General features: G+C 72.6%; 1 protein-coding gene (running past one end of the window). It reads left to right on the forward strand.

Annotated features, from left to right (window positions below; genetic code table 11):
- Positions 1–18,516 carry the 5' portion of a type I polyketide synthase gene (locus ACZ6BG_RS17865; RefSeq protein WP_469002120.1) on the forward strand. The gene runs 1,107 nt beyond the window's last position, so only the first 18,516 of its 19,623 coding nucleotides appear in the window; the start codon lies at positions 1–3; its stop codon lies off the right edge, out of view.

Here is an 18,516-nt window from a genome sequence, read left to right on the forward strand (position 1 = left end):
ATGTCGAACGACGACAAGGTCCTCGACTACCTGAAGCGCGTCACCACGGATCTGCGGCAGACCAAGCAACGGCTGCGCGAGGTCGAGGAGAAGGCCGGCGAGCCCCTCGCGATCGTCGGCATGAGCTGCCGTTTCCCCGGCGGCGTGGAGTCGCCCGAGGAACTGTGGCAGCTGGTCGAGTCCGGTACGGACGCGGTGGCGGACTTCCCGGCCGACCGCGGCTGGGACGTGGAGTCCCTCTACGACCCCGACCCCGACCGCTCCGGCACCACCTACAGCCGCAAGGGCGCCTTCCTCGACCGCGCCGCGGAGTTCGACGCGGGCTTCTTCGGGATATCGCCGCGCGAAGCCTTAGCGATGGACCCGCAGCAGCGCCTGCTCCTTGAGACGTCCTGGGAGGCGTTCGAGCGCGCCGGTATCGACCCGCACACGCTGCGGGGCAGCCGGTCCGGCGTGTTCGTCGGCACCAACGGCCAGGACTACGCGGCGCTGCTGATGGCCGCGCGGGAAACCGTCGAGGGGTACGCGGGCACCGGCATCTCGGCGAGCGTCATCTCCGGCCGCCTGTCCTACACCTTCGGCCTCGAAGGCCCCGCCGTCACCATCGACACGGCCTGCTCGTCCTCGCTGGTCGCCCTCCACCTGGCGGCACAGGCCCTGCGCAAGGGCGAGTGCGAACTGGCGCTGGTCGGCGGCGTGACGGTGATGTCGACGCCCGCCTCCTTCGTGGAGTTCAGCCGCCAGCGCGGCCTCTCGGTGGACGGCCGCTGCAAGGCCTTCGCCGACGCCGCCGACGGCACCGGCTGGGGCGAGGGCGTCGGCATGCTGCTCGTGGAGCGCCTGTCCGACGCCCAGCGCAACGGCCACAGGATCCTCGCGGTCGTACGCGGCTCGGCCGTCAACCAGGACGGCGCGTCCAACGGTCTCACCGCGCCCAACGGCCCCTCGCAGCAGCGCGTCATCCGCCAGGCCCTGGAGAGCGCGGGCCTTGCCGCGTCCGACGTGGACGCCATGGAGGCGCACGGCACCGGCACGAAGCTGGGCGACCCGATCGAGGCCCAGGCGCTCCTCGCCACCTACGGCCAGGGCCGCGGCGGCGAGCCCCTGTGGCTCGGCTCCGTGAAGTCCAACGTCGGCCACACCCAGGCCGCCGCCGGTGTCGCGGGCATCATCAAGATGGTCATGGCGATGCGGCACGGCGTGCTGCCCAAGACCCTGCACGTCGACGAGCCCTCGACCCACGTCGACTGGTCCGCGGGCGCCGTCGAACTCCTCACGGAGGCCCGGCCGTGGCCCGAGACCGGCCACCCGCGCCGGGCCGGCGTGTCGTCCTTCGGCGTGAGCGGCACCAACGCCCACGCCATCATCGAGCAGGCCCCCGCCGTCGAGGAGGACGAAACCCCGGAACCGGCGCGCGACGGCCTCGTGCCGTGGGTCCTCTCGGCCCGCAGCCCCGAAGCCCTGCGCCGCCAGGCCGAACGGCTCCGCGCCCACGTGGCCGACCTCAACCCCGTGGACGTCGGCTTCTCCCTCGCCACGACCCGGGCAGCCCTCGAACACCGCGCCGTGGTGGTCGCGGACGACCACGAGACCCGCCTGACCGCCCTCACGGCCCTGGCCGAGGACAGGCAGACCCCCGGCCTGGTCACGGGCTCCGCGGGCAGCGGCCTGCTGGGGTTCCTGTTCTCGGGTCAGGGTTCGCAGCGGTTGGGGATGGGGCGTGAACTGGCGTCTCGTTTCCCGGTGTTCGCGGAGGCTCTGGATGAGGTCCTGGGTGAGTTCGATCCGCGGGTGCGGGAGGTGTTGTTCGGTGAGGATGCCGAGGCGCTGAACGAGACCGGGGTGACGCAGCCCGCGCTGTTCGCGGTTGAGGTGGCGCTGTTCCGGCTGCTTGAGTCGTGGGGTGTGCGCCCGGACCTGCTGGCGGGGCACTCCATCGGTGAGCTGGCTGCGGCGCATGTGGCTGGTGTCTGGTCGCTGGCTGACGCGGCCAAGGTCGTGTCGGCGCGTGGTGCGCTGATGCAGGCGCTGCCGTCCGGCGGCGCGATGGTCGCGATCCAGGCGTCCGAGGCTGAGGTCACTTCCGAGGGCTTGCCGGAGACGGTGGGTATAGCGGCGGTTAATGGCCCTAACTCGGTGGTCGTTTCCGGTATCGCCGCTGACGTCGAGGCCGTCGCCGACCGCTGGCGCGAGGCGGGCCGTAAGGCGACCCGGCTGAAGGTGAGCCACGCGTTCCACTCGCCGCTGATGGACCCGATGCTCGACGACTTCCGCGCGGTCCTTCAGGGTGTGTCGTACGAGGCGCCCGAGATCCCGATCGTGTCGACGCTCACGGGCCAGCTGGCCACCACCGAGGAGTTGATCTCCTCGGACTACTGGGTGCGGCATGTGCGCGAGTCCGTGCGGTTCGCCGACGCGGTGGTGGCGTTGCGTGAGCAGGGTGTCGACGTGTTCGTGGAGGTCGGCCCGGGTGGCACGCTGTCCGCGCTCGGTCTGGGCAGTGCCCCCGAGGCGGTGTTCCTGCCCGCGCTGCGTACGGACCGGGCTGAGGAGAACGCGTTCGTCGGCACGGTCGCCGCGCTGCACACGCAGGGCGTGCCGGTCGACTGGACCGCCCGCTTCGACGGCAGTGGCGCCCGGCGGGTGGAGCTGCCGACGTACGCGTTCCAGCGCGAGCGCTTCTGGCTCGACGTGCCCGCCGACGCGCGCACCGAGCGGATGTCGCCGGTCGAGGCCCGGTTCTGGGAGGCCATCGCGGAGGGTGACCTCGCCGATCTGGCCCGCATGCTGAACGTGTCGTCGGACGACCCGCTGAGCGCCGTGCTGCCCATGCTGTCCGCCTGGCGCACGGAGCAGCAGGGCCGGGCCACCGTGGACGGCTGGCGGTACCGCGTCGACTGGAGCCCGGTCACCGCCGGGAGCAGCCAACTGGGCGGCGCCTGGCTGGTCGTGGCGCCCACGGGGGAGGAGCGCGCGGACTGGGTTCGCGAGTCGCTCGCCCGCCAGGGTGCGGACGTCCACGTCCTGGACGTGGGCCCGGAGGCAGTGGACTGGGCGGAACGGCTGAGCGAGTTGCCCGCTCTTGACGGGGTCGTCTCGCTGCTCGGGTTCGCCGACGCGGGGGAATCGTCCGTACCCACGGGCGTCACGGCCACGATCGGCCTGCTGCGGGCGCTGGGTGACGCGGACGCGTCCGCGCCGCTGTGGTGCCTGACGTCGGGCGCGGTGGCGGCGGCAGAGGGTGACGCCGTCGTCGGGTTCGAGCAGTCGCTGGTGTGGGGCCTGGGCCGGGTGGCCGCGCTGGAGCAGCCGGGCCGCTGGGGCGGTCTGGTCGACGTACCGGCGGCGTTGGACGAGGCGGCCGGTGACCTGCTGGCCTCGGTCCTCGCCGGTACGGATGGGGAAGACCAGGTCGCGGTGCGCGGCGACGCGGTGCTCGGCCGCAGGCTGGTGCCCGCACCGCTGAGTGGCGCCGCCCCGGAGGGCTGGTCGCCGCGCGGGACGGTCCTGGTGACCGGCGGCACCGGCGCGCTCGGCGCGCACGTCGCCAGGTGGCTGGTGGCGAAGGGCGCCGAGCACCTGCTGCTGACCAGCAGGCGTGGCCTGGACGCCGACGGTGCCGAGGAACTGTGCGCGGAGCTGACCACGCTCGGCGCGCGCGTCACCGTCGCGGCCTGTGACGCCGCCGACCGGGACGCGCTGGCGGACGTACTCGCCTCCGTGCCCGACGAGTTCCCGCTCACCGCCGTCGTGCACGCGGCGGGCATCGAGCGCTCGGGCGCTCTCGCCGACCTCGACCCGACCGACCTCACCGACTTCGCCGACGTCCTTGCGGCGAAGGTCGACGGCGCGCGGAACCTGCACGAACTCATGGGTGACACGCCCTTGGACGCGTTCGTGCTGTTCTCGTCTATAGCGGGCGTGTGGGGGAGTGGCGGGCAGAGCGCGTACGCGGCCGCCAACGCCTACCTGGACTCCCTGGCCGAGCACCGCCGGGCCGCGGGCCTGCCCGCCACCGCGGTGGCCTGGGGCCCGTGGGCCGACGGCGGCATGGTCGCGAACTCCGGTCACGACGCGGCGGCGCAGCTGCGCCGCCGGGGTCTGAACTCGATGGCTCCCGTGGTGGCGATCGCCGGTCTGGCCACGGTGCTGGAGCGCGGTGACGGAAACGTCGTCGTCGCCGATGTGGACTGGGAGCGGTTCGCGGGCACCTTCATGGCGCAGCGGCCGAGCCCGCTCCTGGGTGAACTGCCGGAGGTGCAGGCGGCGTTCGTCACCGCTCAGGTGGAGCAGGGCACGTCGGCGCTGGCGCGGCGCCTGGCCGGTCTGGACGAGGCCGAGCAGGAGCGTCAGCTCACGGAGCTGGTGCGGTACGAGGCCGCTGCGGTGCTCGGCCATGTGTCCGGGGACGCGTTCTCCGCGACCCGTGCTTTCCGGGACCTGGGCTTCGACTCGCTGACGGCTGTCGAACTGCGCGCCCGCCTCAGCGAGGCGACAGGCCTTGCCCTGCCCGCGACGCTGGTCTTCGACTACCCGACGGCCGCCGTTCTGGCCGCGTACCTGCGTACCGAACTGTCCGGAACAGGCGTCACCGCATCCACCACTCCGGCCACCGGCTCCACCACCGCCACCGACGAGCCGATCGCGATCGTCGGCATGAGCTGCCGGTTCCCCGGGGGTGTGTCCAGCCCGGAGGAGCTGTGGCAGATGCTCCTGTCCGGCGGCGACGCCGTGACGGGCTTCCCGGCCGACCGTGGTTGGGACGTGGAGGCGCTGTACGATCCCGACCCGGACGCCGTCGGCACCACTTACCTCCGCTCGGGCGCGTTCCTGTCGGACGTGAGCGGCTTCGACGCGGGCTTCTTCGGGATCTCCCCGCGCGAAGCGCTGGCCATGGACCCGCAGCAGCGACTCCTCCTGGAGACCTCCTGGGAGGTCTTCGAGCGGGCGGGCGTCGACCCGGCCTCGCTGCGCGGTGAGAGCGTCGGCGTGTTCGTGGGCTCGAACATGCAGGACTACGGGCAGGTCCTCGGCGGTGCGGCCGAGGACGTGGGCGGCTACGCGGCGACCGGCAACGCGGCCAGCGTGGCCTCCGGCCGACTCTCGTACACGTACGGCTTCGAAGGCCCCGCCGTCACCGTCGACACCGCCTGCTCGTCCTCGCTCGTCGCCCTGCACCTGGCCATCCAGGCCCTGCGCTCGGGCGAGTGCTCGCTGGCGCTCGCGGGCGGTGTGACGGTGATGTCGACGCCGGGCTCGTTCATCGAGTTCAGCCGTCAGCGCGGCCTTTCGCTCGACGGCCGGTGCAAGGCCTTCGCGGCGGCCGCCGACGGCACGGGCTGGGGCGAGGGCATCGGCATGCTCTTCGTCGAGCGGCTCTCGGACGCGCGGCGCAACGGGCACCAGGTGCTCGCGGTGGTGCGCGGTTCGGCGGTCAACCAGGACGGCGCGTCCAACGGCCTGACGGCCCCGAACGGCCCCGCGCAGCAGCGCGTCATCCGCCAGGCCCTGGCCAGTTCGGGTCTGACCGCGTCCGATGTGGACGCGGTCGAGGCGCACGGCACGGGTACGACGTTGGGCGACCCGATCGAGGCGCAGGCGCTCCTTGCCACGTATGGGCAGGACCGTGCTACCGACCGGCCCCTGTGGCTGGGGTCGATCAAGTCGAACATCGGGCACACGCAGGCCGCCGCCGGTGTGGCGGGCGTGATCAAGATGGTGATGGCGATGCGGCACGGCGTGCTGCCGCAGACGCTGCACGTGGACGCGCCGTCGCCGCACGTCGACTGGTCGGCCGGCGCGGTGGAACTCCTGGCGGAGACGCGCTCGTGGCCGGAGACGGGCCAGCCGTGGCGCGCGGGTGTGTCGTCGTTCGGGTTCAGTGGGACGAACGCGCACGTCATTGTCGAGCAGGCCCCCGCCCTGGAGCCGGTGCCGGTGACCGACGGCCACGGCCTCGGCGTCGTGCCGTGGGTGCTTTCGGCGCGCGGCGAGGATGCTCTGCGGGGTCAGGCCGAGCGGCTGAAGTCCGTGGTCGACGAGCACGCGCTCGCCGACATCGGCTACTCGCTCGCCACGACGCGGTCGGCGTTGGACCACCGTGCGGTGATCGTGGCCGGTGAGCGGGATGAGTTCCTGGCCGCGTTGGCGGCGGTGGCCGACGGCCAGGTGACTGGTGCGGTGGTCACTGGGGTCGCTGGTGAACCTGGCCAGGTGGGGTTCCTGTTCTCGGGGCAGGGGTCGCAGCGGTTGGGGATGGGGCGTGAACTGGCGGCCTGTTTCCCGGTGTTCGGGGAGGCTCTGGATGAGGTTCTGGGTGAGTTCGATCCGCGGGTGCGGGAGGTGTTGTTCGGTGAGGATGCCGAGGCGCTGAACGAGACCGGGGTGACGCAGCCTGCGCTGTTCGCGGTTGAGGTGGCGCTGTTCCGACTCCTTGAGTCGTGGGGTGTGCGGCCCGACATTCTTGCGGGCCACTCCATCGGTGAGTTGGCTGCCGCGCATGTGGCTGGTGTGTGGTCGCTGGCTGACGCGGTCAAGGTGGTGTCGGCGCGTGGTGCGTTGATGCAGGCGCTGCCGTCCGGTGGCGCGATGGTCGCGATTCAGGCGTCGGAGGCCGAGGTCAGCTCTGACGAGTTGCCGGTGACGGTGGGTATTGCGGCGGTTAATGGTCCTAACTCGGTGGTCGTTTCCGGGGTGGCTGCCGATGTCGAGGCGGTTGCGGAGCGGTGGCGTGAGGCGGGGCGGAAGGTGTCCCGGTTGAAGGTGAGCCATGCGTTCCACTCGCCGTTGATGGACCCGATGTTGGACGAGTTCCGTGCGGTCCTGGAGGGCGTGTCGTTCGGGGAGCCGTCGCTTCCGATCGTGTCGACGCTGACCGGCACGAAGGCGTCCGCCGAGGAGTTGGCCTCGCCCGAGTACTGGGTGCGCCATGTGCGCGAGTCGGTGCGTTTCGCCGATGCCGTGGGCACGCTCGTGGATGAGGGTGTGGCGACGTTCGTCGAGGTCGGGCCGGGCGGGGTGTTGTCGGCGCTGGGTCAGGAGTCCGCCCCGGACGCGGTCTTCGTACCGATGCTGCGTACGGATCGGCCCGAGGACGCCGCGGCCACGACGGCCGCCGGGCAGTTGCACGTGCGCGGTGTCCAGGTCGCGTGGGAGGCGTTCTTCGCCGGGCGTGGCGCACGGCGCGTGGACCTGCCGACGTACGCCTTCCAGCATGAGCGGTTCTGGCCCGAGGCCCTGGCGCCGACCGGCGATGTCACGGCGGCCGGGCTTGGTTCGGCGGAGCACCCGTTGCTGGGTGCGGCTGTCGCTGTCGGCGGTACGGACGGTGTGCTGCTGACCGGACGGGTCTCGGTCCAGACGCACCCTTGGCTGGCTCAGTACATGGTCCAGGGAACGGCGCTGCTGCCTGGCGCGGCGTTTGCCGAACTGGCGGTGCGTGCCGGGGATCAGGTCGGCTGCGATCTGGTGGAGGAGCTGACGCTGGAGGCGCCGCTCGTTCTGCCTTCGGACGGCTCGGTGCGGGTGCAGGTGTGGGTCGGTGCGTCGGATGAGTCGGGTCGGCGTGAGCTGACGTTCTACTCCAGCTCCGGTTCCAGCTCCGGTGATGTCGAGGACGGTCGTGCGTGGACCCGGCATGCCGTCGGTGTGCTGGGGGAGGGCGGCCTCTCTGGTGAAGTCTCCCTGGAGGCGTGGCCTCCGGCGGGGGCCGAGGTTGTGGACCTGGAGGGGTTCTACGAAGAGCGGGCTGAGGCCGGGTTCGGCTATGGGCCGGTGTTCCAGGGCCTGAAGGCCGCCTGGCGCAAGGGTGGCGAGGTGTTCGCCGAGGTCGCCCTGCCGGACGGTGTGAAGGCCGACGGCTTCGGTCTGCATCCGGCACTGCTTGACGCGACCCTGCACCCGATCGGCCTCATCGACGGCATAGAAGCCGATGGCTCTGGTGAGCTGCCGTTCGCGTGGTCCGGTGTGCGGCTGCACGCCTCGGGTGCGACGGTGGTGCGGGTGCGGCTCACGCCCATGGACGCGGCGGACGGCGTGACGCTGGCGATCGCCGACGGGGCAGGTGCCCCCGTCGCGACGGTGGACTCGCTCGTGCTGCGCCCGGTCTCGGAGACGCTGTCGCGGCAGGACGGGGAATCGCTGTTCGGCGTCGACTGGGTGCCCGTACCCCTGCCTGAAGTCGATGCGCCGACAACCAAGTGGACCGACGCGCAGACGCTGGGGCCGTCGGCGGAACTGCCGGACTACGTGGTCGTGTCGTGCCCCGGCACGTCCGCGTCCGACCCGGTCGCCGCCGCGCACGAGGCGGCGCACTGGGCGCTGGACGTGGTCCAGACGTGGCTGGCGGACGAGAGCTTCGACGCGGCGCGCCTGGTCGTCGTGACCGAGGGCGCGGTCGCCGCCTCGGCTGATGAGGCTGTACGTGATGTCGCACAGGCCGCCGTGTGGGGCCTGGTCCGCTCCGCCCAGTCGGAGAATCCGGACCGGATCGTGCTCGTGGACCTCGACGAGGAGGCGGCCTCGCTCGACGCGCTGCCCGCCGCGCTCGCCACCGGCGAGCCGCAGTTGGCGCTCCGCTCGGGCACCGCGACCGCTCCGCGCCTGGCGAGGGTCAGCCCGTCCGTCGTGGACGACCCCGGCTTCGGTTCGGGTGCGGTGCTGGTCACCGGTGCGACCGGCACGCTGGGCGGCCTGGTCGCCCGGCACCTGGTCGCGCAGCGCGGCGTACAAAAGCTGCTCCTGGTCAGCAGGCGTGGCATCGCGGCCGAGGGTGCCGAGGGTGCCGAGGAGCTGCGTGCCGAACTCGTGGCGCTGGGCGCCGAAGTGACGTACGCGGCCTGTGACGTCGCCGACCGCGACGCCGTCGCCGACCTGCTCGCCGGACACGAGATCTCCGCCGTCGTACACACCGCAGGTGTCCTCGACGACGCCACGATCGGTTCCCTGACCCCCGACCGGATCGACACCGTCTTCCGGCCCAAGGTCGACGCCGCCTGGCACCTGCACGAGCTGACCCGCGACCTCAACCTGTCCGCGTTCGTCCTGTTCTCCTCGGTGTCGGGCACGCTGGGCGCCGCCGGTCAGGGCAACTACGCGGCGGCGAACGCCTTCCTGGACGCGCTCGCGCAGCGTCGCCGTGCTGCCGGGCTGCCCGCGACCTCGCTGGCGTGGGGCCTGTGGGCGGACGCGAGCGGCATGAGCGGCCAGCTCGACGAGTCGGACGTACGGCGTATCACCAACGGCGGCATGATCCCGCTGGGCTCGGCCGAAGGGCTCGCGCTGTTCGACGCGGCGGGTACGACCGGGCGCGCCGCGCTCGTGCCGGTACCCCTGGACCTGGCTGTGCTGCGCCGACAGGCGCGTACGAACCCCGTACCGCACCTCCTGCGCGGCCTGGTGCGCACCGCCGCCCGCAGGACCGTCGGGGCTGGCCCCGCCGCGCGTTCGGCGCTGGCCCGCACGCTCGCAGGAATGAGCGCGGCGGACCGGGAGAAGGCCCTCCTTGACCTCGTACTCGGCCATGTGGCCGTGGTGCTCGGCCACAGTTCCGCGGGCGCCATCTCGCCCGACCGCGCGTTCAAGGACCTCGGCTTCGACTCGCTCAGCTCCGTCGAACTGCGCAACCACCTCAACGCGGCGACCGAGCTTGCCCTGCCCGCCACCCTCGTCTTCGACTACCCGACTCCCGCGGCGCTCGCCGCGCACCTCGGAGCCGAACTCGCGGGCGTCACCGTGGTCGGCACGGTCACCGGCACGGCCATGGCCACGACGGACGAGCCGATCGCGATCGTCGGCATGAGCTGCCGTTTCCCCGGCGGGGTCGAGTCGCCCGAGGACCTGTGGCGGCTCGTCGAGTCCGGCACGGACGCGCTGTCCGGCTTCCCGACCGACCGCGGCTGGGACGTGGAGTCCCTGTACGACCCGGACCCCGACCACGCGGGCACGACCTACGCGCGTGAAGGCGGATTCCTGCACGGTGTCGGTGAGTTCGACGCGGACTTCTTCGGGATCTCGCCGCGCGAGGCCCTCGCCATGGACCCGCAGCAGCGACTTCTCCTGGAGACGTCGTGGGAGGCGTTCGAGCGGGCCGGTATCGACCCGCACGCGGTGCGCGGCAGCCGTTCCGGTGTGTTCGTCGGCACCAACGGCCAGGACTACGCGGCGCTGTTGATGGCCGCGCAGGAGAGCGCGGAGGGGTACGCGGGCACGGGCAGCGCGGCGAGCGTCATCTCCGGCCGGCTCTCGTACACCTTCGGGCTAGAGGGCCCGGCGGTGACGGTGGACACGGCCTGCTCGTCGTCGCTGGTCGCCCTGCACCTCGCGGGCCAGGCGCTGAACAAGGGCGAGTGCGAGCTCGCGCTGGTCGGCGGCGTGACGGTGATGTCGACGCCGGGCGCGTTCATCGAGTTCAGCCGTCAGCGCGGGCTCGCGGAGGACGGCCGGTGCAAGGCGTTCGCCGAGGGCGCGGACGGCACGGGCTGGGGCGAGGGCGTCGGCATGCTGCTCGTGGAGCGGCTCTCGGACGCCGAGCGTAACGGTCACCACGTGCTCGCTGTCGTACGCGGTTCGGCGGTGAACCAGGACGGCGCGTCGAACGGTCTGACGGCTCCGAACGGTCCCTCGCAGCAGCGGGTGATCCGCCAGGCGCTCGCCAGCGCGGGCCTGGCCCCGTCCGACGTGGACGCGGTCGAAGCACACGGCACCGGCACGAAACTGGGCGACCCGATCGAGGCCCAGGCCCTCCTCGCCACCTACGGCCAGGACCGCGACGGCGAGCCCCTGTGGCTCGGCTCGGTGAAGTCGAACGTCGGCCACACCCAGGCCGCCGCCGGTGTGGCCGGCGTGATCAAGATGGTGATGGCGATGCGGCAGGGTGTGCTTCCGCGCACGCTGCACGTGGACGAGCCGTCGTCGCACGTCGACTGGTCGGCGGGCGCCGTCGCACTGCTCACGGAGACCCAGCCGTGGCCGGAGACCGGTCACCTGCGCCGGGCCGGTGTGTCGTCGTTCGGCGTGAGCGGCACCAACGCGCACGCCATCATCGAACAGGCCCCGGCAGCAGCCGAGGATGTGGCCACCTCTGAGGTGGCGCCGGTGCCGGACGGCATCACGCCGTGGGTCCTTTCGGCCCGGAGCGCCGACGCGCTGCGCGAGCAGGCCGTGCGACTGAAGTCCCTTGTGGACGCGACGCCCGAGCTGTCCGTGCCGGACGTGGGCCGTGCGCTGGTGTCGACGCGGGCGGTGCTTGAGCACCGTGCGGTGGTCGTGGCCGGTGAGCGGGATGAGTTCCTGGCCGCTTTGGCTGCGGTGGCTGACGGCAAGTCGAGTGGTGCCGTGGTCACTGGGGTCACCGATGAGCCCGGTCAGGTGGGGTTCTTGTTCTCGGGTCAGGGTTCGCAGCGGTTGGCGATGGGGCGTGAACTGGCGGCTCGTTTCCCGGTGTTCGGGGAGGCCCTGGATGAGGTGTTGGCGGCGTTTGATCCGTCGGTGCGTGAGGTGTTGTTCGGTGAGGATGCCGAGGCGCTGGACGAGACCGGGGTGACGCAGCCTGCGCTGTTTGCGGTCGAGGTGGCGCTTTTCCGGCTGTTGGAGTCGTGGGGTGTGCGGCCGGATGTGCTGGCGGGTCACTCCATTGGTGAGCTTGCTGCCGCGCACGTCTCGGGTGTCTGGTCGCTGTCGGATGCGGTCAAGGTGGTGTCGGCGCGTGGTGCGTTGATGCAGGCGCTGCCAACTGGCGGGGCGATGGTCGCGATTCAGGCGTCGGAGGCCGAGGTCAGCTCGGACGGCTTGCTGGAGACGGTGGGTATAGCGGCGGTTAATGGCCCTAACTCGGTGGTCGTTTCCGGTGCCGCCGCCGACGTCGAGGCAGTCGCCGAGCGCTGGCGCGAAGCGGGCCGCAAGGTCACCCGCCTCCGGGTCAGCCATGCGTTCCACTCGCCGCTGATGGACCCGATGCTGGACGAGTTCCGCGCGGTCCTGGAGGGCGTGTCGTACGAGGCGCCCGCGATCCCGATCGTCTCCACCCTCACCGGCACGAGGGCGACCGCCGAGGAACTGGCCTCGCCCGAGTACTGGGTCCGCCACGTCCGCGAGGCCGTGCGCTTCGCCGATGCCGTGAGCACGCTCGTGGACGAGGGCGTCGGGACGTTTGTCGAGGTCGGCCCCGGCGGCACGTTGTCGGCGCTGGGTCAGGAGTCCGCCCCGGACGCCGTCTTCGTGGCGATGCTGCGCGGTGAGCGTCCGGAGGACGTGGCGGTCACGACGGCCGCCGGGCAACTGCATGTACGCGGTATCCAGGTGGACTGGCGGCCCTTTTTCGACGGCCGCGGTACGCGACGCGTCGACCTGCCGACCTACGCCTTCCAGCGCGAACGCTACTGGCTCGACGCGTCGTACTCGACCGGCGATGCCGCAGCGATCGGGCTTGGTTCGGCGGAGCACCCGTTGCTGGGTGCGGCTGTCGCTGTCGGCGGTACGGACGGTGTGCTGCTGACCGGACGGGTCTCGGTCCAGACGCACCCTTGGCTGGCTCAGTACATGGTCCAGGGAACGGCGCTGCTGCCTGGCGCGGCGTTTGCCGAACTGGCGGTGCGTGCCGGGGATCAGGTCGGCTGCGATCTGGTGGAGGAGCTGACGCTGGAGGCGCCGCTCGTTCTGCCTTCGGACGGCTCGGTGCGGGTGCAGGTGTGGGTCGGTGCGTCGGATGAGTCGGGTCGGCGTGAGCTGACCTTCTACTCCAGCTCCGGCGATGTCGAGGACGGTCGTGCGTGGACCCGGCATGCCGTTGGTGTACTCCGCGAGGGTGGCCTGTCCGATGGGGTTGCTCTGGAGGCGTGGCCTCCGGCGGGGGCCGAGGTCGTGGACCTGGAGGGCTTCTATGACGAGCGGGCTGAGGCCGGGTTCGGCTATGGGCCGGTGTTCCAGGGCCTGAGGGCCGCCTGGCGCAAGGACGGCGAGGTGTTCGCTGAAGTCGTCCTGCCCGAGGATGTGAAGGCCGACGGCTTCGGGCTGCACCCGGCACTGCTCGACGCGACCCTGCACGCGATCGGCCTCACCGACGGCGCGGATCCCGACCAACTACCGTTCTCGTGGTGGGGCGTGCGGCTGCACGCTTCGGGAGCGACGGTGCTGCGGGTGCGGCTCACGCCCACGGACGCGGCGGACGGCGTGACGCTGGCGATCGCCGACGGGGCAGGCGCGCCGGTGGCGACGATCGACTCGCTGATGCTGCGCCCGGTCTCGGCCGACCAACTCGCCCGTGACGACAGCGGCGACGCGCTGTTCGGCGTCGACTGGACATCCGCCCCGCTGCCCGACGGCGAGACGCCGACAACCCTGCGGACCGACCTGGACGAACTGGCGCGATCGACGGAACTCCCCGACTTCGCCGTCCTGTCCTGCCCGGCCACCTCCGCGTCCGACCCGGTCGCCGCCGCGCACGAAGCGGCCCACTGGGCGCTGACCACGGTCCAGGCCTGGCTCTCCGACGAGCGATTCGAAACGGCACGCCTGGTCATCGCGACCAGTGGCGCGCTCGCCACCACGGCTGACGAGGACGTACGGAACCTCGCGCACGCCGCCGTGTGGGGCCTGGTCCGCTCCGCCCAGTCGGAGAACCCGGACCGGATCGTGCTCGTCGACCTCGACGAGGAGGCGGCCTCGCTCGACGCGCTGCCCGCCGCGCTCGCCACCGGCGAACCCCAACTCGCCCTGCGCTCGGGCGACATCCGCACCCCTCGCCTGGCGAGGGTCAGCGCGTCCGTCGTGGACGACCCCGGCTTCGGTTCGGGTGCGGTGCTGGTCACCGGTGCCACTGGCACGCTGGGCGGTCTGCTCGCCCGGCACCTGGTCGCGCAGCGCGGCGTACGGAACCTGCTGCTCGTGAGCAGGCGTGGCATCGCGGCCGAGGGTGCCGAGGAGCTGCGTGCCGAACTCGTGGCGCTGGGCGCCGAAGTGACGTACGCGGCCTGCGACGTCGCCGACCGCGACGCGCTGGCCGACCTGCTCGCCGGACACGAGATCTCCGCCGTCGTACACACCGCAGGTGTCCTCGACGACGGCGTGATCGGTTCCCTGACCCCCGATCGCATCGACACCGTCTTCCGGCCCAAGGTCGACGCGGCCTGGCACCTGCACGAGCTGACCCGCGGCCTCGACCTGTCCGCGTTCGTCCTGTTCTCCTCCGTCGCCGGAGTGCTCGGCGGCCCCGGGCAGGGCAACTACGCGGCGGCGAACAGCTTCCTGGACGCGCTGGCGCAGCACCGCCGTGCCTCCGGGCTGCCCGCCACCTCGCTGGCGTGGGGCCTGTGGGCGGACGCGAGCGGCATGAGCGGCCAGCTCGACGAGGCCGACGTGAAGCGGATGAGCAGGGGCGGAGTGATCCCGCTCCGCTCGACCCAGGGCCTGGCGCTGTTCGACGCGGCGGGCACCACCGGGCGTGCCGTCCTCGCCCCCGTCCCGCTCGACCTGCCCGCGCTGCACCGGCAGGCCCGTACCAACCCCGTCCCGCACCTGCTGCGCGGCCTGGTGCGCACCGCCGCGCGCAGGACCGCCGAGTCCGGCGTCGCCGTCGGATCCGCGCTGGCCCGGTCGCTGGCGGGCCTCACCGGGGCCGAGCGGGAGAAGGCACTCCTCGACGTGGTCCTCGAGCACGTGGCCGTGGTCCTCGGCCACGGCTCGGCGCACACCATCGTGCCCGACCGCGCGTTCAAGGACCTCGGCTTCGACTCGCTCACCGCCGTCGAACTGCGCAACCGCCTCGGCGCCGCCACCGAGCTGCGTCTGTCCGCGACGCTGGTCTTCGACCACCCGACCCCGGCGGCGCTCGCCGCGCACCTCGGCACCGAACTCACGGGCGCGCCCGCCGTCGTGACGGCCACTCGCACGGTGGCCGGTGTGAGCGACGACCCGATCGCGATCGTCGCCATGAGCTGCCGGTTCCCGGGCGGCGTGAACTCGCCCGAGGACCTGTGGCGGCTCGTCCACGACGGTGTCGACGCAGTCGGCGAGTTCCCCGGAAACCGCGGCTGGGACCTGGCCAACGTGTACAACCCCGACCCGGACCACGCGGGCACCTCGTACGCCCGGGAAGGAGCCTTCCTCTACGACGCCGACCAGTTCGACCCGACGTTCTTCGGGATCTCGCCGCGCGAGGCCCTCGCCATGGACCCGCAGCAGCGGCTGCTCCTGGAGACGTCCTGGGAGGCGTTCGAGCGCGCGGGCATCGACCCGAGCTCGGTGCGGGGGCGTGACATCGGCGTCTTCACCGGCTCGAACGTGCAGGACTACACCCTGCTCCTGACGCGCAGCGACGAGACCGTCGAAGGGTTCATCGGCACCGGCAACGCGGCCAGCGTCGTCTCCGGCCGGGTCGCCTACGCCTTCGGCCTCGAAGGCCCCGCGGTGACGGTCGACACCGCCTGCTCCTCGTCGCTGGTCGCGCTGCACATGGCGGTGCAGGCGCTGCGCACGGGCGACTGCTCGATGGCCCTCGCGGGCGGCGTGACCGTGATGTCGACGCCGGGCTCGTTCATCGAGTTCAGCCGCCAGCGCGGCCTGTCCACCGACGGCCGGTGCAGGCCGTTCTCGTCCGACGCGGACGGCACAGGATGGGGCGAGGGCGTCGGCACGGTCGTCCTGGAGCGGCTCTCCGACGCCCAGCGCAACGGACACCAAGTGCTCGCGGTGGTGCGCGGATCCGCCATCAACCAGGACGGCGCGTCCAACGGCCTCACCGCGCCCAACGGCCCCTCGCAGCAGCGCGTCATCCGCCAGGCGCTCGCCAGCGCCGGACTGGAGGCGTCCGACGTGGACGCCGTCGAGGCGCACGGCACCGGCACGAAACTGGGCGACCCGATCGAGGCCCAGGCGCTCCTCGCCACCTACGGCCAGGGCCGCGACGGCGAGCCCCTGTGGCTCGGCTCCGTGAAGTCCAACATCGGGCACACGCAGGGCGCGGCCGGTGTCGCGGGCATCATCAAGATGGTCATGGCGATGCGGCACGGCGTGCTGCCCAAGACCCTGCACGTCGACGAGCCCACCCCGGAAGTCGACTGGTCGACCGGCGACGTCGCGCTCCTGACCGAGGAGCACGACTGGCCGGACACCGACCGGCCGCGCCGCTTCGGCGTGTCGTCGTTCGGATTCAGCGGCACCAACGCGCACGCCATCATCGAGCAGGCGCCCGCCACCGAAGCCCCCGAGCGGCCCGCCGCTCCGGACACGTCCCTGGTGCCGCTGCTCGTCTCGGCCAAGGACGACGAGGCGCTGCGCGCGGGAGCCGACCGGCTGCGCGCCCACCTCGCGGCGCACCCCGACCTCGACCCGCGCGACGTCGCCGCGACGCTCGCCGTGTCGCGGTCGGCCCTCGACAGCCGGGCGGTCGTCGTGGGCCAGGACCGTGACGGCCTGCTCGCCGGCCTCGCCGCGGTCGTCGAAGGGCCGACGGCGGTGGCCCGCGGTGTCGAGTCGGCGCAGGTGGCGACGGGTGTCGCCGGGCCCGTGGGCAAGGTGGCGTTCGTGTTCCCCGGCCAGGGCTCGCAGTGGCTCGGCATGGGCGCGGAACTCGCCGGGTCCTCCCCGGTGTTCCGCGCCTCGATGGAGGCGTGCGCCGAGGCTCTCTCGCCGTACGTGGACTGGTCGCTGTGGGACGTCCTCGCCGACGCGGACGCGCTGGAACGCGTCGACGTGGTGCAGCCTGCCTTGTGGGCGGTGATGGTGTCGCTGGCGGCGCTGTGGCGCTCGTACGGTGTGGAGCCGGACGCGGTCGTCGGGCACAGCCAGGGCGAGATCGCCGCCGCGCACGTCGCGGGTGCCCTGTCGCTCGCCGACGCCGCCAAGATCGTCGCTCTGCGCAGCCAGGCCATCCTGACGCTGTCCGGACAGGGCGGCATGGTGTCGCTCGCGGTGACCGTCGACGAAGCCCGCGCGTACATCGAGAAGTGGGACGGGCGGATCGCGATCGCCGCGGTCAACGGCCCCGGCTCGGTCGTCGTGGCGGGAGACGCCGACGCCCTGGACGAGCTGATCGAGGCCCGCGCCGCCGACGGCACCCGCGCACGGCGCGTCCCCGTCAGCTACGCGTCCCACTCGGCGCACGTCGAGCGCATCAAGGACGAACTGGCGACCGTGCTGGCCGGGGTGGAACCCCGGGCCGCGCGCGTGCCGATGCTGTCCACCGTCACCGGGGAGTGGCTGACCGGCGCCGAGGTGGGCGCGGACTACTGGTACGAGAACCTGCGGAACACCGTGCGCTTCGAAGAGGCCACACGCGGCCTGCTCGAGCGGGGCATCGGCGCGTTCGTCGAGTGCAGCCCGCACCCCGTGCTGACCTTCGGCGTACGCGAGACGCTGGACGCGACCGGCACCCGGGCCGTCGTCGTGGGCACCCTGCGCCGCGACGACGGTGACGCCGACCGGTTCCTCACCTCCGTCGCCGAGGCGTACGTGGCGGGCCTGCCCTTCGACTGGCACCAACTGGTGCCCGAAGGACGGCACGTGGACCTGCCCACCTACGCCTTCCGGCGCGGGCGGATCTGGCCCACCATGGCCGCGGCCCCCACGGGCGACGTCACCGGGACCGTCGACGCGCAGTTCTGGGCGGCCGTGGCGGACGGCGACCTCGGCGATCTCGCGGACGAGCTGGACGTGTCGCTCGACGACCCGATCGGCACGGTGCTGCCCCGGCTCGCGTCGTGGCGGCAGGCACAGTCCGAGAACTCCGAGATCGACGGCTGGCGCTACCGCGTCAGCTGGCTGCCCGTGCCCGAGCCCGTCGCCGCGCTCAAGGGCACCTGGCTCGTGGTCAGCAGGGACGGCGCCGGTGAGGAATCCGTCGCCGCCGCGCTGACCCGGCACGGCGCCCGCGTGGTGCCGGTCCGGGCCGGCGAGGCCCTGGACCGGGACGCGCTGACGGCGCGGCTCGCCGTCGACGAGCCCGTCGCGGGCGTCCTGTCACTGTTCGCGCTGGACCCCGAACTGCCGTCGGGCGGCGTGTACGCGACGCTCGCCCTCGTCCAGGCACTCGGCGACGCCGAACTCGTCGCCCCCCTGTGGCACGCGACGCGGGGCGGCGTCACGGTCGGCCGCTCCGACACGGCCATCGACCCCGAGCAGGCCATGGTCTGGGGCATGGGCCGCGTCATCGGGCGGGAACAGCCCGAGCGCTGGGGCGGCCTCGTCGACCTGCCCGACACCCTGGACGACCGCGCCGGAGCCCGCCTCGCGGGCATCCTGTCCGGCACCCGGGACGAGGACCAGGTCGCCCTCCGCCCCGGCGGCGTGTTCGCCCGCAGGCTGGTGCAGGCCCCCGTGGGGCACCTCGGCGACTGGGACCCCACCGGCACGGTCCTCGTCACCGGCGGCACCGGAGGCATCGGCGCGCACGTCGCCAGGTGGCTGGTCGCGAAGGGCGCCGAACACCTCCTGCTCACCAGCAGGCGCGGACCGGACGCCGACGGCGCGGAGGAACTGCGCGCGGAACTGACCGCGCTCGGCGCACAGGTGACGATCGCCGCC

The sequence above is a fragment of the Streptomyces sp. NPDC041205 genome, from assembly GCF_055591765.1.